General features: G+C 74.6%; 23 protein-coding genes. 10 read left to right on the top strand and 13 right to left on the bottom strand.

Features of this window, described 5'->3' with window-relative positions:
• Positions 1 to 56: 56 nt before the first annotated feature.
• Positions 57 to 746, bottom strand: coding sequence for a CDP-alcohol phosphatidyltransferase family protein (locus ACGF7U_RS06015; RefSeq protein ID WP_393103430.1), 690 nt, complete (start codon positions 744 to 746; stop codon positions 57 to 59).
• Between the two features lie 44 nt (positions 747 to 790).
• Positions 791 to 1,708, bottom strand: coding sequence for a methylenetetrahydrofolate reductase [NAD(P)H] (gene metF, locus ACGF7U_RS06010; RefSeq protein WP_393103428.1), 918 nt, complete (start codon positions 1,706 to 1,708; stop codon positions 791 to 793).
• Between the two features lie 367 nt (positions 1,709 to 2,075).
• Between metF and ACGF7U_RS06005 the strand changes: the two genes are divergently transcribed.
• Positions 2,076 to 3,461, top strand: a complete 1,386-nt coding sequence (locus tag ACGF7U_RS06005) for a transcriptional regulator (RefSeq protein WP_393103426.1) — start codon at positions 2,076 to 2,078, stop codon at positions 3,459 to 3,461.
• Positions 3,462 to 3,470: 9 nt separating this feature from the next.
• The gene (locus tag ACGF7U_RS06000) at positions 3,471 to 4,553 is read left to right on the top strand and encodes a polyprenyl synthetase family protein (RefSeq protein ID WP_393103424.1); all 1,083 of its coding nucleotides are present in this window, start codon (positions 3,471 to 3,473) and stop codon (positions 4,551 to 4,553) included.
• Positions 4,554 to 4,715: 162 nt separating this feature from the next.
• Here the strand turns inward: ACGF7U_RS06000 and ACGF7U_RS05995 are convergent, their stop codons facing one another.
• Positions 4,716 to 5,108, bottom strand: a complete 393-nt coding sequence (locus ACGF7U_RS05995) for an Rv2175c family DNA-binding protein (protein ID WP_393103422.1) — start codon at positions 5,106 to 5,108, stop codon at positions 4,716 to 4,718.
• A 164-nt stretch (positions 5,109 to 5,272) separates the two neighbouring features.
• Here ACGF7U_RS05995 and pknB point away from each other — a divergent pair, with 164 nt between their 5' ends.
• Positions 5,273 to 7,264 (top strand): Stk1 family PASTA domain-containing Ser/Thr kinase, encoded by a 1,992-nt coding sequence (gene pknB / locus ACGF7U_RS05990; RefSeq protein WP_393103420.1) that lies wholly within the window; start codon positions 5,273 to 5,275, stop codon positions 7,262 to 7,264.
• A 2-nt stretch (positions 7,265 to 7,266) separates the two neighbouring features.
• Entirely contained in the window at positions 7,267 to 8,181 is a 915-nt protein-coding gene (locus tag ACGF7U_RS05985; RefSeq protein WP_393103418.1) for a deoxyribonuclease IV, read from the top strand.
• 51 nt (positions 8,182 to 8,232) lie between these two features.
• Here ACGF7U_RS05985 and ACGF7U_RS05980 read toward each other — a convergent pair whose 3' ends face one another.
• From ACGF7U_RS05980 to ACGF7U_RS05965, 4 genes are all read right to left on the bottom strand, one after another.
• On the bottom strand, positions 8,233 to 9,255 hold the full coding sequence (locus tag ACGF7U_RS05980) for a threonine aldolase family protein (protein WP_393104133.1): 1,023 nt from the start codon (positions 9,253 to 9,255) through the stop codon (positions 8,233 to 8,235).
• 55 nt (positions 9,256 to 9,310) lie between these two features.
• Positions 9,311 to 10,717 carry a class II 3-deoxy-7-phosphoheptulonate synthase gene (locus ACGF7U_RS05975; protein WP_393103416.1) on the bottom strand — a complete coding sequence of 469 codons (1,407 nt, stop codon included), beginning with the start codon at positions 10,715 to 10,717 and terminating at the stop codon, positions 9,311 to 9,313.
• A gap of 87 nt (positions 10,718 to 10,804) precedes the next feature.
• Entirely contained in the window at positions 10,805 to 11,287 is a 483-nt protein-coding gene (locus tag ACGF7U_RS05970) for a hypothetical protein (protein ID WP_393103414.1), read from the bottom strand.
• 261 nt (positions 11,288 to 11,548) lie between these two features.
• A complete protein-coding gene (locus tag ACGF7U_RS05965) occupies positions 11,549 to 13,180 on the bottom strand; it encodes a glycosyl hydrolase family 18 protein (RefSeq protein ID WP_393103412.1) in 1,632 nt (543 codons plus the stop codon).
• A gap of 167 nt (positions 13,181 to 13,347) precedes the next feature.
• On the opposite strand from ACGF7U_RS05965, the gene ACGF7U_RS05960 reads away from it, so the two are divergent.
• The 3 genes from ACGF7U_RS05960 (at position 13,348) to ACGF7U_RS05950 (ending at position 15,170) form a co-directional block, all read left to right on the top strand.
• Entirely contained in the window at positions 13,348 to 13,842 is a 495-nt protein-coding gene (locus tag ACGF7U_RS05960; protein WP_393103409.1) for a glutathione peroxidase, read from the top strand.
• A 126-nt stretch (positions 13,843 to 13,968) separates the two neighbouring features.
• Positions 13,969 to 14,388, top strand: a complete 420-nt coding sequence (locus ACGF7U_RS05955) for a hypothetical protein (protein ID WP_393103407.1) — start codon at positions 13,969 to 13,971, stop codon at positions 14,386 to 14,388.
• Between the two features lie 107 nt (positions 14,389 to 14,495).
• Positions 14,496 to 15,170 (top strand): NADPH-dependent F420 reductase, encoded by a 675-nt coding sequence (locus tag ACGF7U_RS05950; protein ID WP_393103405.1) that lies wholly within the window; start codon positions 14,496 to 14,498, stop codon positions 15,168 to 15,170.
• 158 nt (positions 15,171 to 15,328) lie between these two features.
• Here ACGF7U_RS05950 and ACGF7U_RS05945 read toward each other — a convergent pair whose 3' ends face one another.
• Positions 15,329 to 15,679, bottom strand: coding sequence for a DUF2203 domain-containing protein (locus tag ACGF7U_RS05945; protein WP_393103403.1), 351 nt, complete (start codon positions 15,677 to 15,679; stop codon positions 15,329 to 15,331).
• Between the two features lie 192 nt (positions 15,680 to 15,871).
• Between ACGF7U_RS05945 and ACGF7U_RS05940 the strand changes: the two genes are divergently transcribed.
• The gene (locus tag ACGF7U_RS05940) at positions 15,872 to 17,164 is read left to right on the top strand and encodes an exo-beta-N-acetylmuramidase NamZ domain-containing protein (RefSeq protein WP_393103401.1); all 1,293 of its coding nucleotides are present in this window, start codon (positions 15,872 to 15,874) and stop codon (positions 17,162 to 17,164) included.
• A 31-nt stretch (positions 17,165 to 17,195) separates the two neighbouring features.
• Here ACGF7U_RS05940 and proC read toward each other — a convergent pair whose 3' ends face one another.
• The 4 genes from proC to ACGF7U_RS05920 form a co-directional block, all read right to left on the bottom strand.
• The gene (proC, locus tag ACGF7U_RS05935) at positions 17,196 to 18,014 is read right to left on the bottom strand and encodes a pyrroline-5-carboxylate reductase (protein WP_393103399.1); all 819 of its coding nucleotides are present in this window, start codon (positions 18,012 to 18,014) and stop codon (positions 17,196 to 17,198) included.
• A gap of 72 nt (positions 18,015 to 18,086) precedes the next feature.
• Positions 18,087 to 19,115: a 6-phosphofructokinase gene (locus ACGF7U_RS05930; RefSeq protein WP_393103397.1), complete on the bottom strand. Its 1,029-nt coding sequence runs from the start codon at positions 19,113 to 19,115 to the stop codon at positions 18,087 to 18,089.
• A gap of 178 nt (positions 19,116 to 19,293) precedes the next feature.
• Positions 19,294 to 19,797, bottom strand: coding sequence for a pyridoxamine 5'-phosphate oxidase family protein (locus ACGF7U_RS05925; RefSeq protein ID WP_393103395.1), 504 nt, complete (start codon positions 19,795 to 19,797; stop codon positions 19,294 to 19,296).
• 64 nt (positions 19,798 to 19,861) lie between these two features.
• The gene (locus ACGF7U_RS05920) at positions 19,862 to 20,356 is read right to left on the bottom strand and encodes a polyadenylate-specific 3'-exoribonuclease AS (RefSeq protein ID WP_393104131.1); all 495 of its coding nucleotides are present in this window, start codon (positions 20,354 to 20,356) and stop codon (positions 19,862 to 19,864) included.
• A gap of 385 nt (positions 20,357 to 20,741) precedes the next feature.
• On the opposite strand from ACGF7U_RS05920, the gene ACGF7U_RS05915 reads away from it, so the two are divergent.
• Entirely contained in the window at positions 20,742 to 21,434 is a 693-nt protein-coding gene (locus ACGF7U_RS05915; protein ID WP_091104723.1) for a Crp/Fnr family transcriptional regulator, read from the top strand.
• A gap of 81 nt (positions 21,435 to 21,515) precedes the next feature.
• Here the strand turns inward: ACGF7U_RS05915 and ACGF7U_RS05910 are convergent, their stop codons facing one another.
• Positions 21,516 to 21,731: a hypothetical protein gene (locus ACGF7U_RS05910; RefSeq protein WP_357693205.1), complete on the bottom strand. Its 216-nt coding sequence runs from the start codon at positions 21,729 to 21,731 to the stop codon at positions 21,516 to 21,518.
• Positions 21,732 to 21,895: 164 nt separating this feature from the next.
• On the opposite strand from ACGF7U_RS05910, the gene ACGF7U_RS05905 reads away from it, so the two are divergent.
• Positions 21,896 to 25,459 carry an ATP-binding protein gene (locus ACGF7U_RS05905; RefSeq protein ID WP_393103393.1) on the top strand — a complete coding sequence of 1,188 codons (3,564 nt, stop codon included), beginning with the start codon at positions 21,896 to 21,898 and terminating at the stop codon, positions 25,457 to 25,459.
• The last annotated feature ends 3 nt before the right edge of the window (positions 25,460 to 25,462 follow it).

Genomic DNA, 25,462 nt, shown 5'->3' with positions numbered 1-25,462 from the left:
ACGTGCGGCACCCGGTCAGCGCCTCGGGTGGGGCCTTCGCGACACCCGCCGGCCGGTCAGCCGGCGTCGATCAGGGCGCGGCGGACGGCGGAGAGGAGCTGGCCCAGCCCGAAGCCGGCCAGCAGCACCCAGACGGCGGTCGCCATGGTGATGGTGCCGGCGGCCAGGTCCGGCTCGATCAGCCCGGTCAGCCCCGCCAGCAGCAGCCCGACCAGGGCGACCGAGACCCGGGTGGGGCGCTCCCCCACGGTCACCGCGCCGATCTCCCGCATGCCGGCCGAGACCGCCCGGGCGCGGACGTACTCGTGCAGCCAGGACAGCGCGCCGGCGGTCGCGACGAGCGCCCCGGGCGCCCCGACCAGCCAGAACGCGACCAGCCAGGCGGCCTCGCCGAGCCGGTCGGCGAGCGAGTCGTAGACGTAGCCGAGCCGGGTGGTCCGGTTCGTGGCCACCGCCACCGCGCCGTCGACGCTGTCCGCCACCGCGGCGAGCAGCACGAACAGCGCCCCGAGGAAAGGGCCGTCCTGCGGCCGTACGGCGAGCAGCGGCACGCAGGCGCAGAGCAGCACGCCGACCACGGTGACCGGGGTCGGGCCGACCCGCAGCCGGCCCAGCACGAACCCGACGTGGTAGGCGAACCGCAGCCAGGCGCGGACGACCGGGGCCGCCGCCCGGGGGTCGAAGCCCCCGTGCAGGCGCGCCCACGCCGTGGCGTACTCGTCCCAGTTCAGCTGTGTGCCCACCACGGATCAACCGTTGCGGCGGCGCTCAGGTGTCGCGGCACGTGCGGTCACACCCGCGCACCGACCTGGAGGTTCTGCCAGACCTCGCGGGTGGCGGTGGAGCGGTTGAGGGTGATGAAGTGGATGCCGGGCACGCCCTCGTCGAGCAGCCGCCGGCACATCTCGCTGGCCTGCTCGACGCCGAGCCGGCGCACCGCCTCGGGGTCGTCGGCGATCTTCGAGAACCGCTCGGCCAGGGCCGGCGGGAAGGGCGCCCCGGAAAGCTGCACGGAGCGCTCGATCGTGCCGATCTGGGTCACCGGCATGACGCCGGCCAGGATCGGGGTGTCGCAGCCGGCGGCGGCGACCCGGTCGCGCAGCCGCAGGTAGTCGTCGGCGTCGAAGAACATCTGGGTGATCGCGAACTCGGCGCCGGCCCGGCACTTGCGCACGAAGTGCTCCGTGTCGCTGGCCACGTCGGGCGAGCGCGGGTGCTTGTACGGAAACGCCGCCACCCCGACGCTGAAGTCGCCGGCGTCGCGGACCAGCCGGACCAGGTCCTCCGCGTAGAGCACGCCCTCGGGGTGGCGGACCCACTCGCCGCCCGGGTTGCCCGGCGGGTCGCCCCGTACGGCGAGCACGTTGCGCACCCCGACCCCGGCGAGCCGGCCGATGACGTGGCGCAGCTCGGCGACGGAGTGGTCGACCGCGGTCAGGTGGGCCATCGGCAGCAGGGTGGTCTCGGTGGCGATCCGCTCGGTGACCGCGACCGTGGTGTCGCGGGTCGACCCGCCCGCGCCGTAGGTGATCGAGACGAACGAGGGCCGCAGCGACTCCAGCTCGCGGATCGCCTGCCACAGCAGCCGCTCGCCCTGCTCCGTCTTGGGCGGGAAGAACTCGAACGAGAAGGTCGGCTGGTGGTCACGGATCAGCTCCCCGATCGCCGGCTGCGGGTTGGGGAGGACCGAGGGAAGACCGAGCGCCACCCCACGACTCTAGCGGGCGGGGCGCCCCGCGCCGGAGACCTTCCCACAGCAGGGGACACGGGCCGCGCGGCCGGCCCGCGCGCCGGTCGCCGGGACTCGACCGGCCCGCCGGTCGGCGTCCGCCCCACGGCGCCCCCCGGCGGCCCCGCGCCGGCTCGCGGGCGGGTCGCCGGCCCCAGGCGTACGCCGGGCCGGCCGGCCGGGGCCGGAAAGCGTCGTACCCCCGGGGTAGTCATGGTGCAGCGCGGGGCGGGCCGGCCGGAGGTCGGCCCCGGCGGGGGCACGCGCGGGGGTCAGCATCCACGGTGGCGCACCGGTCCGTCCGGGGCCTGCGCCGCCGTCCACGCCGACGCCCGCCGGAGGACCGATGACGCCGCCCCCGCCCGGCCCGCAGCTGCTCGGGCCGCTGCTCGCCCAGCTCCGGCTGGTCCGCGGCTGGAGCCAGCTGCGGCTCGCGGCCGAGCTCTGCCACGTCTCCGGGGTGCCGACGCTGAGCCGGCACGAAGTCTCCCGGTGGGAGCGACAGCTGCGCGTTCCCGGCGAGTTCTGGCTCGGCTGGCTCGCCGTCGTCCTCGCGGTGCCGGCCGACCTGCTGGCCGACGCGGCGGCCCGCACCCGGCGCCTCGGCCCACCGCCGTCCTTCGGCGGATCCCGGTCCCGGGCGGCGCTGCTCGCCCTGGCCCAGCGCTGGCTGGTCGACCCGCGCGCCGCGCTGCTGCCGGGCACGCCCACCCGACCGGCCGACGAGCATGCCGACGCGCCGGCGGCCGGGCGACCCGGGTCCCACCCCGCCGGGCCGGTGCGGCTGGCGGAGCTGCGCCGGCTGGACGACCTCGCCGGCGGGGCCGACCTGGCCGGGCTGGGGGCGTACCGGCTGGGGCGGGCGGTGCGGGCGCTGGCCGGGTGCGGGCCGGCCGCGCGCCGCCGGCTGCTGCCCGAGCTGGCCGAGTCGGCCCAGCTCGCCGGCTGGCTCGCCGCCGACGCGGGGGACGCGGCCGGCGCGCTCGACGCCTACCGGTTGGCGCTGCGCGCCGCCGCGACCGCCGGTGACCCGGCGTTCGCCGGGCACGTGCTCGGCTCGGCCAGCCACCTGCTCGCCGGTGCCGGCGACCCGGAGGGCGCGCTGGTGCTGGCCCGCACGGCGTACGCCGGGGCCCGGCGATGGGCCACCCCCGGCCTGCGCGCCCTGCTGCTGCACCGGGTGGCGCTGGCCGCGGCGCTCGGTGGTCGGGCCGGGGCGGCCCGGCAGGCGCTCGGTGCGGCTCGCCACGCGACCGGCGTGCCGGACCCCGGCCGGGAGCCGCCGTGGCTCTACTGGCTCGACGGGCCGGAGCTGGCGGCGATGACCGGGCGCGCGCTGGTCGCGCTGGGCCGGCCACGCCCGGCCGAGGCGCCGCTGCACGCCGTCCGGCAGCGCGGCCGTCCCCGCACCTCGGCGATCTACGGCGGCTGGCTGGCCCGGTGCTACCTCCAGCTCGGCGAGGTGGAGCGGGCCTGCGCGGTGGCCGGCGAGGCGCTGCTCGACGCCGTCCGCGCCGGGTCGCCCCGGGCGCTGGAGCACCTGGCCGAGGTGCGCCGGCGGCTGGCCGGGCACGGCGACCGGCCGGCCGTCCGGCGGTACCGGGCGCTGGTCGCGGCCGCCGGCCCGTACCTGCCCCGCCCGGGGCCCGCCCCGGGCGGCCGACGGGCTCCGGGGGCCCGCGCGGCGCGTCGGGCCCCCGGTGCTGCGGCGGGGTCACCCCCGACCGGCTAGCGTCGTGGCGTGACCCACGCTGCTCCCGTTTCCCCGGTCGACCGTGCCGGGCTGCGTCAACGGATCGACAAGGCCCTGGTCGAGTTCCTGGCCACCCAGCGCACCTGGATGACCCGTGTCGACGACGCCCTGGTGCCGGTCGCCGAGGCGATCGAGGCGTTCGTGCTGGGCGGCGGCAAACGGCTGCGGCCGGCGTTCGCCTACTGGGGCTTCCGGGGCGCCGGCGGCGTCGACTCCGACCAGGTGGTGACCGCCCTGGCGTCGCTGGAGTTCGTGCAGGCCAGCGCGCTGATCCACGACGACCTGATGGACCGCTCCGACACCCGGCGCGGGGAGCCGGCGGTGCACCGCCGGTTCGCGGCCCGGCACCGGGCGGCCGGCTGGGGCGGCGACGCGAACGGCTTCGGCGACGCCGCCGCGATCCTGCTGGGCGATCTCTGCCTGGTCTGGTCGGACGAGTTGCTGCACTCCTGCGGGCTGGACCCGCGGACGGTCGCCCGGGCCCGGCCGGTCTTCGACGAGATGCGCACCGAGGTCACCGTCGGCCAGTACCTCGACGTGCTGACCCAGGCCACCGGCGACACCTCGCTGGAGCGGGCCGGCAAGGTCGCCCGCTACAAGTCGGCGAAGTACACGGTCGAGCGGCCGGTGCTGCTCGGCGCCGCGCTGGCCGACGCGCCGGCCGAGGTCCGGGCGGCGTACTCCGCGTACGGGCTGCCGTTGGGCGAGGCGTTCCAGCTCCGCGACGACGTGCTGGGGGTGTTCGGCGACCCGGCGCAGACCGGCAAGCCGGCCGGCGACGACCTGCGCGAGGGCAAGCGGACCTACCTGGTGGCGGCGGCCCTGGAGGCGACCGACGAGGCCGGGCGCGAGCTGCTGCTCGGCGGGCTCGGCGACCCCGGGCTGGACGAGGCCGGGGTCGCCCGGCTGCGGGACATGATCAGCGACAGCGGCGCGCTGGCGCGTACCGAGCAGCGGATCGTCACGCTGACCGACACCGCGCTGGCCGCGCTGGCCACGGTCGACCTGGACACCGAGGCCCGGCAGGCCCTGGTCGACCTGGCCATCGCCGCCACCCGTCGCGCCGACTGACCCCGCCCACGCCCACGCCCACGCCCACGCCCACGCCCACGCCCACGCGATCTTGCACTTCCGGCCCGCGCTTCGCCACATGTGTCCCGGTATGTCAGGGCACAAAGTGCAAGATCGCGGGGACGACGAGGGCGGGGGCCGCGGGGGCGGGGGTGGGGTAAGTCAGAAGCCCAGGGCCTGGGCGCGGCGCTTGACCTCGCGGGCCTGGTCGCCGGCGAGCGCCTTCGCCGGCGTGGCGCCGGGGAGGGTGTCGTCCGGCTCGTAGAGCCAGCGCAGCGCGGCCTCGTCGTCGTAGCCGGCGTCGGCCAGCAGGTTCAGCACGCCGGGCAGGTGCTTGAGCACGGTCTTGTTGGCCACCAGATCGGTCGGGATCCGGCGGACGCCCTCGCGGCGCACCGCGATCAGCTCCCGGTCCCGGATCATCTGGTGGACCTTGCTGATCGACACGTCGAGGCGCTCGGCCACGTCCGGCAGGGTCAGCCAGTCGGCGGGGTCGGCGGGGCCGGCGGCCCCGGGGTCGGGCACGGCCCGGTCGGCGGGTACGGAGTCGGTCACCCGACCACCCTGCCATGCCCCGGCCGACCCCGGCCAACGGCACCCCGATGAGCCGGGTGAGCAGGGCGGACAGGCGGCGCGAGCGCGGCGGGACGGTCGTCGTCGCAGCCCAGCTGTAGCATCCTGTTCAACCTTCACCCTCCGGACACATAGACTCCCTGCCGATGGACACACAGGTCGCCGACACGTTGCTGGGCTCGCTGATCGACGGGCGCTACCGCATCCGCGGTCGCGTGGCCCGTGGCGGCATGGCGACCGTGTACACCGCCACCGACGAGCGCCTCGAGCGCACCGTGGCGGTCAAGATCATTCATCCGTCCCAGGCGCCCGAGGCCCGGGCCCGGACGGCGGGCTTCGTGGAGCGGTTCACCGACGAGGCCAAGACGATCGCCCGACTGACCCATCCGAACGTGGTCGCGGTCTACGACCAGGGCACCCACGCCGGCCTGCCCTACCTGGTGATGGAGTACGTCCGCGGCCGCACCCTGCGCGACGTGCTCGCCGAGCGGCGCCGACTCAACCCGGACGAGGCGCTGGCCATCGCCGAGCAGATGCTCGCCGCCATCGCCGCCGCGCACCGGGCCGGCCTCGTGCACCGCGACGTGAAGCCGGAGAACGTGCTGGTCGCCGAGGCGCCCACCGGCGGCGCCGCCAACCTCGTCGACAGCGTGGTCAAGGTGGCCGACTTCGGGCTGGCCCGGGCGGTCGAGGCGAGCGCCGACGACGAGAACGGCAACCAGCTGATGGCCACGGTCGCGTACGTGGCCCCGGAGCTGGTCACCGAGGGGCACGCCGACCCCCGCACCGACGTCTACTCCGCCGGCATCGTGCTGTTCGAGATGCTCACCGGCCGGGTGCCCTACGACGGGGACCGGCCGGTCGACGTCGCCTGGCAGCACGTCGACCGGGACGTCCCGGCGCCCTCGACGCTGGTGCCCGGGCTGCCCAGGTCGCTGGACGACCTGGTCGCCCGGGCCACCCGACGCGATCCGGGCGCCCGGCCGACCGACGCCGGCGCGCTGCTGGCCGAGGTGCAGGTCGCCCGGGACGACCTCGGCGACGCGAACACGCGTACCGCCGTGTTGCGCCGGGTGACCGACGAGCCGGCGGTGGCCCAGCCGACGATGGTGGTCGCGGCGGTCCGGCCGGCCGAGCGGCCGGCGTGGGCCCGGCTGCCCGACGGCGGCGCCCCCCGGGGCGGCCGGCGCCGGGCCGAGCCCGAGGAGGACGAGAGCCTCTGGTCGCGGCTGTCCGCGCTGCGCGCCCGGGTGATGGGCGATCCGCGGGGCCGGATGGCGGTGATCGCCGCCGTGGTGGTGCTGGGCCTGGTGGCTGCCGGGGGCGGCTGGTGGTTCGGGGTCGGCCGCTACACGGTGGCGCCGCAACTGGTGACCCTGAGCAAGGCCGACGCGGAGGCGCAGGCCGCCCGCGCCGGCTTCACCCTCGCCTACGCCGAGCCGCGCTACGACGAGAAGGTCCCGAAGGACGCCGTCCTGGCGCAGGATCCGGTCTCCGCCACCCGGATCGTCAAGGGCGGCACGATCACGCTGACCCTCTCGCTGGGGCCGGAGCGTTTCCCGGTGCCCGACGTGGTCGGCAAGGAGTTCGAGCTGGCCGAGGTGGACCTGCTCGACGCGAAGCTGGTGGTGGCGAAGGGCACCCCCCGCTACGACGACAACCTGCCCGCGGGCGTGGTGGTGGACACGAACCCGAAGGTCGGCACCGAGGTCAAGCCGGGCGACAAGGTCACCGTCGTCCTGAGCAAGGGCAAGGCCCCGATCTCCGTGCCGAACCTGGTCGGCAAGAGCCTGGCCGAGGCCCGGACGATCCTCGCCCAGCTGGGCCTGGTGCTGGTGGAGCCGCCCACCTACAAGGACTCCGACAAGCCCAGGGACGAGATCCTCGGGCAGAGCCCGACGGACGGCACCGGGGTGGAGCGGGGCGCCAAGGTCACGCTGGAGCTCAGCAAGGGCCCGCCGCTGGTCCCCGTGCCGCGGGTCGTCGACCTGCCGTGCCAGCAGGCCAAGCAGGTGCTGGAGAGCCAGCGCTTCCCCGTGGTGATCCAGTTCAACCCGAACGGCATCGCCCGGTTCCAGAACCCGCCGGAGAACACGCAGGTGCCGCCGGGCACCCAGGTCACCATCGGATGTCTGTAGGGATGACGGCACGCGAGATCACGGGGCACCACGCGGTCACGACCGCGCACGGGACGACGGCGCAGCACCGGCCGGTCGGCTCGCACACGCCCACCTCGGGCGGCCTGGCCAAGGCGGCGCTGCCGTACGCCGACGCGGCCGGCTCGCAGGTCGTGCAGGTCTACGTCTCCAACTCGCGGGGCTGGGCGCTGCCGGCCGGCGACCCGGCCCAGGACACGCGGTTCCGCGACGGCTGCGGCGAGCGGGGCCTGCCCGTCTTCATCCACGCGTCGCTGCTGGTCAACCTCGGCTCCCCCACGGCGAACACGGTGGAACGCTCCGCGGAGACGCTGGCCCACGCGCTGCGCCGGGGGCGGGCGATCGGGGCCGAGGGCGTGGTCTTCCACGCCGGCAGCGCGGTCGACGCGGGCCACGCCGAGGCCGCGCTGCGACAGGTACGCGAGACGCTGCTGCCGCTGCTCGACGAGGCGGCGGCGTCGGACGGCCCGCGGCTGCTGGTCGAGCCCAGCGCGGGCGGCGGCCGGTCGCTCGCCTCCCGGGTGGAACAGCTCGGGCCGTACCTCGACGCGGTGGACCGGCACCCCTGGCTCGGGGTCTGCTTCGACACCTGCCACGCCTGGGCCGCCGGCCACGACCTGGCCGCCGAGGGCGGCATGACGGCGACGCTGGACACGCTGGTGGCGACGGTCGGGGCCGGCCGGTTGCGGCTGGTGCACGCGAACGACTCGAAGGACCTGTGCGGCTCCACCCGGGACCGGCACGAGAACATCGGCAAGGGCACCATCGGCGAGCCGGCGTTCGCCGAGCTGATGGCCCACCCGGCCACGGCCGGCATCCCGGTCGTGGTGGAGACCCCGACCGAGAAGCACGTCGGCCACGCCGCCGACATCGCCACCCTCAAGCGCCTGCACCCCTGAGCCGTCGCCCGTCCGGCGGTTCGCCGACGGACGGGCGACGCGACGGGGCGGTCAGTCCCGGAGGATGCGGGTGACGACCTCGATGGCCCGGTCGATGGCGGCGTCGTCGACGTCCATGTGGGTGACCAGGCGGGCGACGCGCGGGCCGAGCACCGACACCAGGACGCCCTCGGCGCGGGCGGCGGCGGCCAGGGCGTGCGCGTCCAGCGGCGCCTTGGTGAGATCCAGCGGCACGAGGTTGGTCCGGACCGGGTTGGCCAGCACCCCGAACGGGGCGATCGCCTCGGCGAGCCGGGCGGCCTTCGCGTGGTCGGCGGCGAGCCGGTCGACGTGGTGGGCCAGCGCGTAGCGGCCGGCCGCGGCGAGGATGCCGGCCTGCCGCATCCCGCCGCCCATCCGCTTGCGGATGAACCGGGCCCGCTCGATCTGGTCGGCGCTGCCGACGACCAGCGAGCCGACCGGCGCGCCGAGCCCCTTGGAGAGGCAGACCGACAGGGTGTCGAAGAGCGCACCGTACTCGGCCAGCGGCACGCCGTCGGCGACGTGCGCGTGCCAGATCCGGGCGCCGTCGCAGTGCAGCGCGACCCCCGCGTCGTCGGCGACCCGGCGCAGCTCCCGCAGGGTGGCCAGCGGGATCACCCCGCCGCCGCCCCGGTTGTGGGTCTGCTCCACGGCGATCGCCCGGGTGGGCACCGCCCAGTAGCCGTCCGGGCGGATCATGGCGGCGACCGCGTCCGGGTCGATGTCCGCGCCCACCGCCGGCCAGGTCCGCGAGGAGATGCCGCCGTACGCGGCGGCGGCCCCGATCTCGTACGTGACCACGTGCGCGTCGGCGTCGCAGAGCAGCTCGTTGCCCGGCGGCACCACCAGTTGCAGGGCGATCTGGTTGGCCATCGAGCCGGTCGGGGCGAACAGCGCCGCCTCGTGCCCGAACAGCGCGGCGACCTCGGCCTCCAGCGCGTTGACGGTCGGGTCCTCGCCGTAGACGTCGTCGCCGACCTCGGCGGCGGCCATCGCCTCCCGCATCCCGGGGGTCGGCCGGGTGACGGTGTCCGAACGCAGGTCGACGATCATGTCGTCGCTCGCGGCTGCGGGGCCGGCAGGCTCGCTCCCCGCGCTCGCGGGGAGGTCAGCCACGAAGCATCTCCGCCACCAGGAAGGCCAGCTCCAGCGACTGCTGGGTGTTCAGTCGCGGGTCGCAGGCGGTCTCGTACCGGTCGGGCAGGTCGAGGTCCTCGATGCCCTGGGCGCCGCCGAGGCACTCGGTGACGTCCTCGCCGGTCAGCTCGACGTGCAGGCCGCCGGGGTGGGTCTCCAGGGCCCGGTGCACCTCGAAGTAGCCGAGCACCTCGTCGACGATGCGGTCGAAGTGCCGGGTCTTGTAGCCGTTGGACGACTCGTGCGTGTTGCCGTGCATCGGGTCGCACTGCCAGACCACCTTGGCGCCGGCGGCGGTCACCTTCGCCACGATGGGCGGCAGGGCGTCGCGGACCCGGTGGTTGCCCATCCGGCTGATCAGGGTGAGCCGGCCGGGGATGTTGTCCGGGTTGAGCTTCTCGCAGAGCTCGATCGCCTCGTCCGGCGTGGTGGTGGGGCCGAGCTTGACGCCGATCGGGTTGGCGATGCGGGAGATGAAGTCGATGTGCGCGCCGTCGATCTGGCGGGTGCGCTCGCCGATCCACAGGAAGTGCCCGGACAGCCCGTACGCCCGGTTGTCGGAGACCCGGGTGAGCGCCCGGTCGTACTCGAGGGCGAGGGCCTCGTGGGAGCAGTAGAGGGTGACGGTGCGCAGGGCCTCGTCGTCGGTCATCCCGCAGGCCCGGATGAAGGCCAGCGCCCGGTCGATCTCCCGGGCGATCGCCTCGTAGCGCTCGCCGGCCGGGGAGTTCTTGACGAACCCCTTGTTCCAGTCGTGCACCGCGTGCAGGTCGGCCAGCCCGCCGGCCAGGTACGCGCGGAGCATGTTCATGGCGGCGGCCGAGTTCGCGTACGCCCGGATCATGCGCTGCGGGTCGGCGGCGCGGGCCTCCGGCGTGGCCTCCAGCGAGTTGATCATGTCGCCGCGATAGGCCGGCAGGCCGCGCGCGTCGGTGGGCAGCGACCGGGGCTTGGTGTACTGCCCGGCGACGCGGGCGACCTTGACCACCGGCAGCGAGGCGCCGTAGGTGAGCACGATCGCCATCTGGAGCAGCGTGCGGGCGTTGGCCAGCAGGTGGCTCTCGGTGTTGTCGGCGAAGGTCTCCGCGCAGTCGCCGCCCTGGAGCAGGAATGCCTTGCCCTCGCAGACCAGCGCCAGCCGCTGGCGGAGCTGGTCGACCTCGTAGGGCGCCACCACCGAGGGCACGGTGTCGAGCACCTTGCAGACCTCGGCGACCCCGGCCGGGTCCGGCCACGGCGGGGTCTGCGCGCGCGGCAGCTCCCGCCAGCGGTCGAGGCCGAGGGCCGCGTCCTCGGCGGAGTCGACGGTCGGACGGCTGGTCTGCAGCCCCGGGCTGCCCACCGCGGGATGGCTCAGCTGATGCCACTCATGGCGCATGACAGAAAGCGTACGGCGACCGTCGGGGCGGCCGACCGGCGAGGGGGCGGGTTCCGGCAGGTGAGAGATGACTCACCGGAGCCCAGGTCAGGGCGTGGCGGTCGGCGCCGGGGTGTTGCCGCCCGGCGCCTCGGCGGCGATGCACCAGTCGGCGCCGTCGCGGGTGACCGTGAACAGCAGCGGCCGGGTGGTCGTGCGGGAGCCGGCGGTGACCGAGACCCTGGCGCTCACCTCCTGGCCGCGCGGGCCGGGGCGGACGTCGGTGATCTCCGCCTGCGGGACCTTGAAGTGGTCGGCGAAGTCGCCGTTCGGGCCGGTGGCGGCGGCGTCGAAGCTCTCCTGGAGAACCGCGCAGAGCTGGCTGCGGCCGGCCGCGACGTCCTTGGCGGTCATCGCGTCGAGGTATGCCTGCACCCGCTCCCGCGACTTCGCGGCGGCCTCCTCGGCGGGTGCCCGCCCGGGCTTGGTCGCCGGGTCGTCGTCCCCGCCGATGCCGCAGCCCAGCAGGGCGAGGGGCAGCGCCCCGAGCAGCCCGGCACCCACCGCCAGCCTCGCGTGCGTCGTGCGCATCGACACCTCCGTCGCCGTGGACATCGAGCCCGTTGAGCGGCGAGTCTGTCACATCGACGGATGTGCCTGGCGGCCCGCCGCGCCGCGCCGGGCCGGGCCGCCGCCGGGCCGGGCCGCCACGCCGGGCCGGGCCGCCGCCGGGGCCGGGCCACCCCGCCTTCGCCGGTGAGGAAGACGCTCGCCGCCCGGGCACACGGCCGGGCGGGGAGGGACCGGTGCGTGGTCCCTCCCCGCCGTGTGGGTGGTGCGTCGGCCCACGGCCTAGCCGAGACCGCCCTTGATGGCGCCGATGAGCTCGCCGTTGCCGGTGTCACCGGAGAGCTCCCAGAAGAACGCGCCACCGAGGCCCTGGTTCTTCGCGTACGTCATCTTTCCGTTGATGGTCGACGGGGTGTCGTAGCTCCACCAGTTGCTGCCGCACCTGGCGTACGCGGTGCCCGCGACCGTGCTGGTGGCCGGGCAGGTGTTCTTGAGGACCTTGTAGTCCTCGATGCCCGCCTCGTAGGTGCCCGGGGCCGCGCCGGTGGCGGTGCCGCCCGGGGCGTCCTGGGTCACCCCGGTCCAGCCCCGGCCGTAGAAGCCGATGCCGAGCAGCAGCTTGTTGGCCGGGATGCCCTTGCTCTTGAGCTTCTGGATCGCCGCGTCGGACCAGAAGCCCTGCTGCGGGATGCCGGGGTAGGAGTAGAGCGGGGAGTGCGGGGCGGTGGGGCCCTGCGCGTTGAAGGCGCCGAAGTAGTCGTACGTCATCGGCATGATCCAGTTGAGGTGCGGCGCGGCGCCCGCGTAGTCCGTGGCGTCGATCTTGCCGCCGTTGCTGCCGTCCGCGGTGATCGCCGCGGTCACCAGCGCCGACGAGCCGAACTTCGTGCGCAGCGCGCCCACCACGTTCTTGAAGGCGTTCGGGCCGCTGGAGTCGCAGGTGAGGCCGCAGGCGTTCGGGTACTCCCAGTCGACGTCGATGCCGTCGAAGACGTCCGCCCAGCGCGGGTCCTCGACCAGGTTGTGGCAGCTCTCGGCGAAGGCGGCCGGGTTCTGCGCGGCCTGGGTGAAGCCGCCGGACCAGGTCCAGCCGCCGAAGGACCAGATCACCTTCAGGTGCGGGTACATCTTCTTGAGCTTGCGCAGCTGGTTGAAGCTGCCGCGCAGCGGCTGGTCCCAGGTGTCGGCGACGCCGTCGACGCTGTCCGCCGCGGTGTACGCCTTCTCGTAGTCGGCGTAGCTGTCACCGATCGTGCAGCGGCCGCCGGTGGTGTTGCCGAAGGCGTACAGGATGTGGGTCAGCTTCGCGGCCGAGCCACTGGTGTGGATGTTCTTGACGTGGTAGTTGCGGGCGTAGACGCCCCACTGGGCGAAGTAGCCGACGACCTTCTTGCCGCCCGGGTCCGGCGGGTTGGTGGTGGGCGGCGGGGTGGTCGGCGGCGGCGTGGTGGGCGGCGCCGTGGTCGGCGGGGTGGTGGTGGGCGGCGCGGTGGTGGTGGGCGGCGGGGTGCTGCCGCCGCCGCACGGCGCGCCGTTGATCGTGCAGTTCAGCGGCGCCCTGTACGCGCCGGTGCCGTTGTAGCCCCAGCTGAAGGTGGCGCCCGGCGCGAGCGGGCCGGCCCAACTCTTCTTGACCGCGACGTAGTGGTCGCCGGTGCGCGTGACGTCGGCGTCCCACGAGCTGCTGATGCTGGTGCCCGACGGCAGGTCGAACTCGATGCGCCAGGTGCTCACCGACGCGCTCGACCCGTTGGTGATGGTGACCCGCGTCTCGTGACCGGTCCCCCAGTCCTGCGCCTTGGCGAACGCGGCGGTCACGCTGCCGTCGCCGAACGCGCTGGCCATCGGGACCGTGGCGGCCGTCACGGCCATGACGGCGCCGACCCAGAGGGCCCGGCGGAGCGATCTCTTCATGTGGCGTCTCCCCAAACAGTTAGGAAACTTTCCAAAAGGATGGTGAGACGCTACTCACGCCGTCATCACTTAGTCAAGATGTGCATCTATCGATTTCTCCCGGGAGCGTCGCCGGCCGCCCGCCGGACCTCGCAGGGCGCCCGGCGGACGGCGCGTAACCTCGCCCCATGACCGTCTTCGACATCCAGATCGACGCCCTGGGCGGCGGCCCGGCGGACCTCGCGCAGCACCGGGGACGCGCGCTGCTGGTCGTGAACGTGGCCTCCCGCTGCGGCCTCACCCCGCAGTACGCCGGCCTCCAGGCGCTGCACGACGAGTACGCCGACCGCGGCCTGGTGGTGCTCGGCGTGCCCTGCAACCAGTTCGCCGGCCAGGAGCCGGGCACCGCCGCCGAGATCAGCGACTTCTGCCAGGTCAACTACGGGGTGACCTTCCCGCTGACGGAGAAGGTCGACGTCAACGGCCCCGGCCGCCACCCCCTCTACGCCGCGCTGGTCGGCACCGCCGACGCCGAGGGCCACACCGGCGACGTGCGGTGGAACTTCGAGAAGTTCCTGGTCGCCCCGGACGGCACGGTCGCCGCCCGGTTCGCGCCGACCGTCCAGCCCGACTCGGCCGACCTGCGCGCCGCGATCGAGAAGGTGCTGCCCCCGGCGGCCTGACCGCCGCCCCGCCCCGCACCCGCCACCGGCGCGGGGCGAGGCTCCTCCGCCGAGAACCGGTGCCGCTGCGTGTCCCCCGGACTACGATCGGCGACACCGGCGGTGGGCCTACGGCGAGGGGGCGCGATGTTCTTCGCGGTGCAGGGGATGCTTCCGCCGGGTCTCGTTCCGCCCGGCCACCACGTCAGCATCCAGCGGTCCCTCGACGCCGGCCGGGTCGTGCTCGACGCGGCGGTGCCCGACGACGTGCTGCGCGACCACGGCCGGCTGCGGCACCTGCCGCCGGTCCCCACGCACCTCGACGGCGCCGGCCGGCGCCGCTTCGTGCTGGACCACCTGCTCGGTCAGATCGCGGCCGCCAGCGGGTACATCCGGATGCCGCCGGAGGACCTGCCGCCGTTCGTCTGGGAACTCTTCGCGGCGGAGCAGCCGGTCGTGTTCGTCTGGGCCGACCCGGAGACCGGCGAGCGGGTCGAGCGGGTGGTCGTGGCGGTCCGGCGCGGCGACGACCCCGACCGGGTCGTGCCCGCGCCCCGGCGGCCCTGACGCCCGCGCCCGTCCGCGCCGGGACCGGCCGGTGCGGGTCCACCGGCACGAATTGCCGACCATGCCGGTAGGGAATACGGCCACGACGAACGGAGTTGGGGACGGACATGACGACTGTGGGACTGATCGGTAGTGGACACATCGGCGGCACGGTGGCCCGACTGGCGGTGGCCGCCGGCTACGACGTGGTGCTGAGCAACTCGCGGGGCCCCGAGACGCTCAAGGACCTCGTCGACGACCTGGGCCCCCGCGCCCGGGCCGCCACCCCGGCGGAGGCGGCGGAGGCCGGCGACCTGGTGGTCGTCACCATCCCGCTAAGGGCGTACCGCGACGTGCCGGTCGAGCCGCTGGCCGGCAAGGTCGTGCTCGACACGAACAACTACTACCCGGAGCGGGACGGCACCATCCCCGAGCTCGACGCGGGCACGGCCACCAGCAGCGAGCTGCTCCAGCGGCACCTGCCACGGTCGCGGGTGGTGAAGGTCTTCAACAACATCTTCTTCAAGCACCTGCACGCGCTGGCCCGACCCGCCGGCGCCGCCGACCGCAGCGCGCTGCCGATCGCCGGCGACGACGCGGGCGCGAAGGCCGACGCCACGGCCTTCCTCGACCGGATCGGCTACGACGCGGTCGACGCCGGGACGCTCGCCGAGAGCTGGCGCTACCAGCCGGACACGCCGGCGTACGGGACCATCTACTCGACCGACCCGGCGAACTGGGAACGCGAGGCGCCGGCGGACGCGGCCACGGTGCGCGCCGCCCTGGCCGCCGCCACTCGCTGACCCGCGCCACCGGCCGGGTGGGCCTCCGCCACGGCCCACCCGACCGGCGCGGGCCGTACGCCACGGCGGGTGCCGATCGCGCGCGCCGGGTCCGCCCGCCCGGTGACCATCGCCCGGACGGCAGGGGACACCGCGCCCCGCAACGGTCCGCCGTCGGCTCAGACCGGGCGACGGCCGGCGAAGCCGCACTCGACGCGGTGGTACCAGCGCACGTCGGCGTCCCCCTCCAGCCAGCACCAGAGCACCGGCCGGCCGTCCCGCTCGCCGGGGAGGTCGAGCAGCACCGGCGCGATGCCCTTGACCTGGATGTCGTGGGAGTGCAGCTCCTCGACGAGGGCGTGCAGCCTCGCCTCGAGCCCTTTGATCTCGGGCAGCCCGCCGAGCGGGCTGACGCCCCGGTCGGCCAGGTCGGCGCGCAGCTCCGCCAGGTCGGCCCGCAGCCGGACCAGCTCCTCGACGCGCGGGCGCAGGGTGGCGATCAGGTGGCGGGCCTGGGCGAGGGTGAACACCGGGCCAGTATGGGGCACCCGGCCACGGGCGCCGGCCCCGGCGCGGCCTGACCGTGGCCCGGGGCGCGCCGGGTGACGGCGCGCCCCGGACCGGCCCGGGAGTCGTCCGCCCGGCCGCACGGCATGTAGCTAACCTTCCTTGACGAGGCATCAATGTGTAGCTAAGTTTCGACCAACCGACGGGAGGTCGATGTGGAGCGCAGAAAGTTCCTGGCCGGGGCGGGTGCGGTGACCGCGGGCGCGGTCGCGGCGGCGGCCCCCGGCACGTCCGGCAGTGCGGTGCCCGGCATCCGCCGCGTGGAGACCGGCCTCGACGTGCTCGTCGGCTCCGACTTCGCGGACCTCGCCGGCCAGCGGGTCGGCGTGATCTCCAACCCCACCGGGGTGGACGCGTCCTACCGGCACCTGGTCGACCTGATGCACGCCTCCGACGCGGTGCGGCTGGCCGCGGCGTTCGGCCCCGAGCACGGCTTCCGCGGCTCGGCGCAGGCCGGCGGCAGCGAGGGCACCGGCGTCGACGCCCGCACCGGGGTCACCGTCTACGACGCGTACGGCGCCTCGCAGGCCAGGTGGGAGTCCATGTTCACCGAGGCCGGCGTCGACACCGTCGTCTTCGACATCCAGGACGTGGGCGTCCGCTTCTACACCTACATCTGGACGATGTACACCTCGATGGTGGCCGCCGCCCGGGTCGGCAAGCGGTACGTCGTGCTGGACCGGCCGAACCCGATCGGCGGCCGGGCCTACGGGCCGATGATGACGCCCGCCTACACCTCCGGGGTGGGGCTGAAGGAGATCGTCCAGCAGCACGGCATGACCGTGGGCGAGCTGGCGGGGTTCTTCAACGCGGAGTTCCTGCCCGCCGCGGCCGGGCGACCGGTCGACCTGCACGTGGTCCGGTGTCGACACTGGAAGCGCGACAAACTGGCCGCCGACACCGACCTGCCCTGGGTGTTGCCCAGCCCGAACATGCCCACCCCGGACACCGCGCTGGTCTACCCCGGCACCGGTCTGTTCGAGGGCGTCGCCTCGATCACCGAGGGTCGGGGCACCTGCAAGCCGTTCGAGCTGATCGGCGGCCTCGCCGACGACTTCGACTACCACTGGTCCGACCGGCTCAACGCGCGCGAGCTGCCCGGCGTCGAGTTCCGCGAGGCGTACTTCACGCCCACGGCGGCGGGGCAGAAGCCGGCGCTGCTCAACAAGCTCTGCGCCGGGGTGGAGGTGAAGGTCGTCGACCGGGCGACGTACGACCCGATCCGCACGGCCGTCGCGATGCTGGTGGAGGCGCACAGGTACGAGGCGTTCGCGTGGCGACGCGACTCGTGGGACGCCGTGCGGCCGTACTGGATCGACAAGCTGACCGGATCGCCGCGGCTGCGCACGATGATCGACGCGGGCGCCGACGTGGACGACGTGGTCGGTGCCTGGGCCGGCGAGCTGGCCGAGTTCGACCGGCGGCGGACGCCCCACCTGCTCTACTAGCCGGTCGGGGCAGCTCCGGCGCGGGGTGGGGTCAGTCGGCCTGGGCGGCCAGCTCGCGGGCCCGGTCCCGGGCCGCCTCCAGCGCGGCGAGCAGCGCCGCGCGTACGCCGTGCTTCTCCAGCTCGCGCACGGCGGAGATGGTGGTGCCGGCCGGCGAGGTGACCGCCTCGCGCAGCTTCACGGGGTGCTCGCCGGAGTCGCGCAGCATCACCGCGGAGCCGATCGCGGTCTGCACGATCAGCTCGTGCGCGACCTGCCGGGGCAGGCCGAGCAGGATGCCCGCGTCGATCATCGCCTCGACCAGGAGGTAGAAGTACGCCGGCCCGGAGCCGGAGAGCGCGGTCACCGCGTCCTGCTGCGACTCGGGCACCCGGATGGTCGAGCCGAGCGGCTTGAACATCTCCTCGGCCAACGCGAGGTGCGCCCCGGTGGCGTGTGCGCCGGCGGAGATCGCGGTCATCGCCTGGTCGACCAGCGCGGGGGTGTTGGTCATGACCCGCACGACCGGGGTGCCCTCGGGCAGCCGTCGGTTGAAGAAGCTGGTCGGCAGGCCGGCGCAGAGCGAGATCACCAGCTTGTCGGCGGGCACCTTCGGCCCGATCTCCTCCAGCAGCGCCGCCGCGTCCTGCGGCTTGACCGAGACGGCGAGCACCTCGGCCTCGTCCACCGCGACCAGGTTGTCGACCACCCGCACCCCGTACCGGGCGGTCAGTTCCTCGGCGCGGGCGGGCCGGCGGGCGGTGGCCAGCAGCCGGTCGACCGGCCAGCCCGAGCGCAGCAGCCCGGAGAGCATCAGCTCACCGATCTTGCCCGCCCCGATCACCGCGACCGTGTGCACCATGGACGACATCCCGCCGTACCCCCTCTGCCGTGATCGACGGCGCGGGGGCCCTGCGGCCCGCCGCGCCGTCGACACCTCGGATCAGCTGCCGAAGAAGACCTCGGCCTCGGCGTACCGCTCCAGCGGCACGGTCTTAAGCTCGCGGGTCGCCTCGGCGAGCGGAACGCGGACGATGTCCGTGCTCTGCATGGCGACCATCTTGCCCCAGTCGCCCTCGTGCGCGGCGTCGATCGCGTGCAGGCCGAGCCGGGTGGCGAGCACCCGGTCGAAGGCCGTCGGGGTGCCACCGCGCTGGATGTGCCCGAGCACGACCGTGCGGGCCTCCTTGCCGGTCTTGGCCTCCAGCTGCTCGGCGAGCCACTGGCCGATGCCGCCGAGGCGGACGTGGCCGAACGCGTCGAGCTCCTGGTTGTGCAGCACCATCTGGCCGTCCAGCGGCTGCGCGCCCTCGGCGACCACCACGATCGGGGCGTACTGGTGCTGGAAGCGCTTCTCGACGTAGCCGGCGACCTGGTCGACGTCGAACTGCCGCTCCGGCAGCAGGATCACGTTGGCGCCGCCGGCCAGGCCGGCGTGCAGCGCGATCCAGCCGGCGTGCCGGCCCATCACCTCGACCACGAGGGTGCGGTGGTGGCTCTCGGCGGTGGTGTGCAGCCGGTCGATGGCCTCCATCGCGATGTTGACCGCGGTGTCGAAGCCGAAGGTGTAGTCGGTGGCGCCGAGGTCGTTGTCGATCGTCTTCGGCACGCCGATGACGTGCACCCCGAGCTCGTGCAGCTTGGTGGCGACGCCGAGGGTGTCCTCGCCGCCGATCGCGATGAGCGCGTCGACGCCCTGCGCGGCGAGGTTCTCCTTGATCCGCTCGACGCCGTTCTCGATCTTGAACGGGTTCGTCCGGGACGAACCGAGGATGGTGCCGCCGCGCGGCAGGATGCCGCGGACCTCCGCGATGCCCAGCGGACGGGACAGGCCCTCCAGGGGGCCCTTCCAGCCGTCACGGAAACCCACGAACTCGTGGCCGTAGCTGGCGACGCCCTTGCGGACCACCGCCCGGATGACCGCGTTGAGACCTGGGCAGTCGCCGCCGCCGGTGAGCACGCCGATACGCATGATCTGCTCATCCTCCTGGGAGCATCAGGTGAAGCCCGATTTGCCCCAGGATATGTGTCGAATCAGACCATCGGCGCCGTTGCCGGCCCGGGGCGGGCCGTCAGTGCGCACTGTAGTCGCCGAAGGTGTGCGCCGGCACCGCGCCCCGGCCGGTCCCACCGGTCGGTCGGCCTACCGGTCAGTAGCTGACCTCGCGGTTCTCCCCCGCCCTCGGCGGCTTCCCGGTCACCGCGGCCCTGGCGTAGCCGAACAGCTGGACCATGGTGCTGGACGGCGAGTCCCAGTACTCGGCCGAGCTGGCGCGCACCTTGAGCAGCGTGATGCCGGGGGTGTCCGGCCCGTCCGGGAACCATGCCTCGAGCAGCGGGGTCCACAGCTGCTCGGCCTTGGCCCGGTCGTAGCCCTCCCGGGCGGTCCCGGCGATCGAGACCCAGGCGTCGCGCCTGGAGTCGGAGAAGGAGACGTTGACCTCCGGGTTCACCCGGATCTGCCGGACCTTGGCGGAGTCGGCGTACGCGAAGAACCACAGGTCGCCGTCGAACTCCGCCTCCTGCAGGCCCATCGGGCGGCTCACCATGCGGCCGTCCACGCCGATCGTGGTCAGCATGCAGATCCGCGCCTCCCGGACCAGCTCGGTGACCCGGCGTCGGGCGTCGGCGGCGCTGCTCGGTTCGTTGCTCATGGGACCACTCCCTCGCATCGGCTCGCTTGCGCACCGGTGCCCGGGACAGAACCGACCAAACCTACTAACCGGTCATCGCCCGCCAGCGCGCCAGGTTGTGCCGGGCGTCGACCAACGCGTCGTGCCGGGCCGACGCGGCGTCCGGCAGCGGCGGCCGGCCCCGGTCGTCCCAGAGCTGGCGCAGCTCCTTGGTGAACCGGGGGATCTCCCGGGGCAGCGCCGGCATCGCCCCCCACAGCTGCGCGAGCACGACGTGGTCGTACGCGGCGTACCAGGCCCAGAGCTCCAACTGCTCACCCGGGCGGTCCCTGACCGGCTCGACGAGGAAGTCGTAGAGCTCGTCGCGGATGCGCTCCCGGGAGCGCCAGGCGCGGTCGGCCGGGGACGGCAGCTTGTCGAGCACGTTGCGGCGCACCCAGGGCACGGCCCGCGAGTCGTCGAACTCGGTCGAGACGGCGTAGAACTCACGGCCGTACTCGTCGACGACGCCGATCGACACGAGGTCGACGACGCGGCCGTCCTCGATGAACTCGCAGTCGTAGAAGTAGCGGTAGACCATCACCGCCATCCTCGCCCACGTCGGTCGTGTGCCGGCGACCGGGGTTGCCGCGCCCGGTCGCCGGCGGCACCGGCGCGCGCCGGCCGGCGGGCGCGAGGGTGGTCCCGCCCCCCGCGTCCGCCGACCGTGCTCACCGGTGCGGCCGGATCCGCCCCCGCCCCCCGGCGGTCCCGCCCGGGAACCGGATCCGCCTCCCACGATGCCGGTCGCCGCAGCTCGGGAGTGTCACGGAAGTGATTTGAGGGGTGTACAGCAAGCGACAGGACCGTCATGATCTGATGTGTACCGCTACCGGACGCCGAACCGGTGTCAGTTCACCTCGTCGAGGGCCTTCAGGTTCACCCGGTGAGCGAGTTGTGGTCCTTGACCGGGGAGGGGTTGGGCCGTGGAGATGCGCCTGCCGGAGCCGGGTGACGCGCTCACGGGTGTCGAGATGTTCGCCGGGCTCGAACCGGAGGTCCGGCAACGGGTCATCGCGGCGGCGGTCCCCCGGACGTACCGCAAGGGTCAGCTCCTCTTCGTGGAGAACGACCCCGGCGAGTCGCTGATCGTGCTGCGCCGGGGCGCGGTGGCGGTCTTCCGCACCGCGCCGACCGGCGAGCGCGCGGTGCTGTCGGTCATCCGTCCGCCCGACGTGCTGGGCGAGGTCTCCCTGCTCGACGCGTCCACCCGCTCCGCCTCGGCCGAGGCGATCGAGGACTGCGCGGCGCTCGCGCTCTCCCGGGGCGCATTCATGGAGCTGGTGCACTCCAACCCGCGCATCCTCGACGCGGTGATGCGCTCGCTGGGCGGGCTGATCCGGCGGCTCACCGAGCAGAACGCCGACCACGTCTTCCTGGACCTGCCCGGCCGGGTCGCCAAGACCCTGGTGCGGCTGGCCGGCGAGAGCCAGGCCCCGATGATCACGATCGAGCTCAACCAGAGCCAGCTCGCCGAGATGGCCGGCGGCTCGCGGCAGAGCGTCAACCAGGCGATCGGCTCGTTCGCCAACCGCGGCTGGCTGCGCACCGAGGGCCGCCGGATCGTGGTCACCGACGTGGCGGCGCTGCGCCGCCGCGCCGGCATGAGCGACCGCTGAGGCGTACCCACCCCGGCTCACCCCGCCGTCCACGCGGAAGAGGCCGGAGCGGCTGCTCCGGCCTCTTCCCGTCAGGCGTGGTCAGGGCGTGGCGCTGCCCGGGCCGGCCCAGTTGGTCGTGCTGCCCGGCCCGGCCCACTCGGTGCCGTCCTTGCTGCCGCCGCCGGACTGCTCGCTGACGATCCCCTGCGCCTGGAGCGTCGCCAGCGTGGCGGCGTCCACGTCGACGGAGTCACCCGCGAAGTGGCTCACCCCGTTGCTGTCGGTCCAGTCGCTCTGCAGCATCACGTACACCATCGGGCGTCCCCCTGTGGTCGTTGGTCGGCAAATCAGCCGCCTGACTGTAGCCGCAGGACCGGCCGGTGGACTGTCCACAAGCCAACAGCCCGGTACCCGACAGCTGGGCCCGGCGGCGATACTGGCACCGAACGGCACCGATCCCGGTGCCGGTGGAACCGCCAGTGGAGGGTGTCATCGCCACGCAGTGTGACCGCTGTGGACGCACGGCCGCCGCCGGCGACCGCTTCTGCGGCGGCTGCGGCAACGAGCTCGGCGCGGTGTGTCCGCACTGCCTCCGTCCGCTCGCCCGGGACGTGGCGTTCTGCACCTCCTGCGGCGCGCCCCGACCGGGCACCGACCGGCGGGCGGCCACCCCGCAGGAGGACCGCCGCCGGGTCAGCGTGCTCTTCGTCGACCTGATCGACTTCACGCCGTACGTCGAGCGGGCCGACCCGGAGCTGGTCCGGGGCATGCAGACCGGGTTCTTCTCGGCCGCCCGCCGGGTCGTCGGGCAGTACGGCGGCGTGGTGGAGAAGTACATCGGCGACGCGGTGATGGCCCTGTTCGGGGCGCCGGTGGCGACCGAGACCGACGCGCTGCGCTGCGTCCGGGCCGGCCTGGAGCTGCAACGGGTGCTGACCCGGTTCACCCCCACCGGCGCGGACGCGCTGCGCTTCCGGGTCGGCGTGGCCACCGGGGAGGCGCTGGTCGACGTGGCCGCCGCCCGCGACGGGGGTCAGGCGATCGTGGCCGGCGACGTGGTCAACACGGCCTCCCGGATGCAGTCCGTCGCGCCGCCCGGCGGGGTGCTGGTCTGCGGCACCACCTACGCGCTCACCCGGGACACCATCCGCTACTCGGAGCAGCCGCCGGTCATGCTGCGCGGGCGGTCGACCACGACCGAGGTGTGGCTGGCCCTCTCCCCGGTCCGCCGGCAGCCCACCGACCGGCAGCCGGACACCACGCCGCTGATCGACCGGGAACACGAGCTGGGGATGCTGGTCAACGCCCTGCACCGGTCGCTGCGCGACCGGCGCCCCCAGGTGGTGACCGTCTTCGGCCGCGCCGGGCTCGGCAAGAGCCGGCTGGTACGCGAGCTGTACCGGCACGTGGACCGGCTGGTCGACGAGCCGCTGACCTGGCGTACCGGGCGGTGCCCGCCGTTCGGCGAGAACGTGACGTTCGCGGCGCTGGCCGACATCGTCAAGGCCGAGGCCGGCATCCTGGACACGGACCCGGCGTCCACCGCCGCCCAGCGGCTCGCCTCGGCCGTCGGAGAGCTGGTCGGCCCCGGCGAGCGGGAACGCCTCGTGGACGCGCTGCGGCCGCTGGTCGGCCTGCCGGGGACCCCGCTGCCGGCCGAGGAGACCGAGTCGGCGTGGCGGCGCTTCCTGCTGGCGCTGGCCGCGCGCCGGCCGACCGTGCTCGTCTTCGAGGACCTGCACTGGGCCGACGACGCGATGCTGCGCTTCGTGGAGCTGCTCGGCGCCGCCGCCCGCGACGTGCCGCTGCTGCTGCTCTGCACCGCCCGGCCGGAACTCGTCGACCGGGACCCGAGCTGGGCGGGGACGATCACCGGCTCGGTGACCATCACCCTGCCGCCGCTGCGGGACACGGGCATCGCGTCGCTCTACGCCCACATGTTCGGTCAGGCGGCCTTCTCCGCCGACATGCTGACGCCGCTGGTGGAGGTGGCCGGCGGCAACCCGCTCTACGCCCACGAGTACGTCCGGATGCTCATCGAGCAGGGCGCGCTGCGCCAGTCCGGGCGGGGCTGGTCGCTGGAGAAGCACCTCGACCTGCCCATGCCCGAGAGCGTGCACGCCGTCATCGCCAACCGGATCGACCTGCTCGACGCCAAGGAGCGCACGGTGCTGCTGGCCGCCGCCGTGGTCGGCGTGCAGTTCTGGCCGGGCGCGGTGGCCGCCGCGCTGGGCCAGCCCGTCGAGTCGGTGGAGCGCGCGCTGCGCCGGCTGGAGCAGCGCGACTTCGTGCACGAGCAGGCCGCCTCCACCATGGCGGGGCAGCCGGAGTACCGCTTCCGGCACGTGCTGGTGCGCGACGTGTGCTATCAGCGACTGCCCCGCACCGAGCGGGTGGCGCGGCACGAGCGGACGGCGGAGTGGCTGGACACGCTGTCGCAGAGTCGGGACACCGACCTGGCGGAGGTGCTGGCCCACCACCGCTGGGCGGCGCACGAGATCGCCCGGACGCTGGGCACGGACACCTCCCGGTACGCCGGCGCCGCCCGCGCCGCGCTGCACCGGGCGGCCCGGCGGGCGTACGCGCTGCACAGCCTCGACGTCGCGGCGAGCCACGCGGGCCGGGCGCTCGGGCTGGCCGACGAGTCCGACCCGGTCGGCCGCCTCCAGTTGGAGCTGCTCAGCACGGAGATCTCGTTCTACCGCGACGGCAACGCCTTCCTCTCCGGCGGCGGTTCCGAGCAGGTGCAGGCGCTCGCCGAGAGGCTGCTGTCGCACGGCGACGACGCCTGCGCGGCGCGCGCCTGGACGCTGCTCGGCCAGGCCGCGTGGCTGCGCGCCGACCGGGCCGCCGCGCTGGCCTGCCTGGACCGGGCCGTCCAGCTCTTCGCCCCGTTGCCCGACAGCCCGCAGAAGGCGGACGCCTACGCCGAGCTGGGCCGGCTGCACATGCTCAACTACGAGCGGGACCCGGCGGTCGCCGCGGCGGAGCGGGCGGCGGAGATCGGCGAGCGGCTGGGGTTGACGGAGACCCGCACCAACGCCCGGATCACCTCGGCCACCGCCCGCTACCAGGCGGGCGACCGGTCGGGGCTGGACGAGCTGCACACGATCGTCGAGGTCAGCCGCGCCGGCCAGCTGATCGCCCTGCCCCGGGCCATCCAGAACCTGGCCTACGCCGTCCGGGAGGAGGGCGACTGGCTGCGCTCCGACGCCCTGCTCTCGTCGTCGCCGGCGCGTACGGCCAGCGGGCAGACGCTGACCACCAGCTATTCGGCGGAGGCGATGCGCGCCTGGTTCGACGGCGACTTCGACCGGCTGTTGAGCGCCGCCGAGGCGTTCGTCGACACCCCCACGGGCAGCTGGGACATGCAGGTCCGTGGCCTGCGCTCCTGCCTGCTGGTGCTGCGGGGCCAGCCGGTGCCGCCGGCGGCCGCCCCGGCCGAACCCGCCGACGACGCGCCCGCCGACGACGTCGCGGCCGCCCTGGACGCCGCGCGGCGCAGCGGCTTCCACCGCCTGCACTGGACCATGCTGGCGATGGGTGCGCTCTGCCGGGCCCTGCAGGGGCGCCGGGACGAGGCGGCGGCGCTGATCGACGAGCTGGCCGCCTCCTGGTCGGCGGTGCCCGCCCTGGCCAGCGGCGAGTGGATCGCGGCGGCCGGGTACGCGGCCAGCCTCGCCGGGCGCGACGCGGCCGCCCGCGTGCGCGCGATGCTGGACCGGGTGGGCCACCGTACGCCCTGGTCCGAGGCGGCGCTGCGGACGGTGACCGGGGCGCTCGCCGCCGCGGGCGGCGACCACCGGCGGGCCGCCGAGCTGCACCTGGCGGGCGCCGAGATCTACGCCGGCATCCCGGACGTCACCGACCGGATGCTGGCGCTCACCTTCGCGGCGGTGGAGCTGGAGCGGGCCGGCGAGCCGACGGCCGGGCGCCCGGAGCTGGCCGAGCTGCGCGCCTTCGCGGTGCGCAACGACGCGCCCGGCCTGCTGGACCTGGCCCGCCCCCCGGCCACCCCCGCCGACCGCGCCCTGGCCTCCTGACCC

The sequence above is a fragment of the Micromonospora sp. NPDC047670 genome, from assembly GCF_043204915.1.
Taxonomy (GTDB): Bacteria; Actinomycetota; Actinomycetes; order Mycobacteriales; family Micromonosporaceae; genus Micromonospora.
The sequence above is the reverse complement of the archived record's forward strand: the minus strand, read 5'-3'. Positions and strand labels throughout refer to the sequence as shown.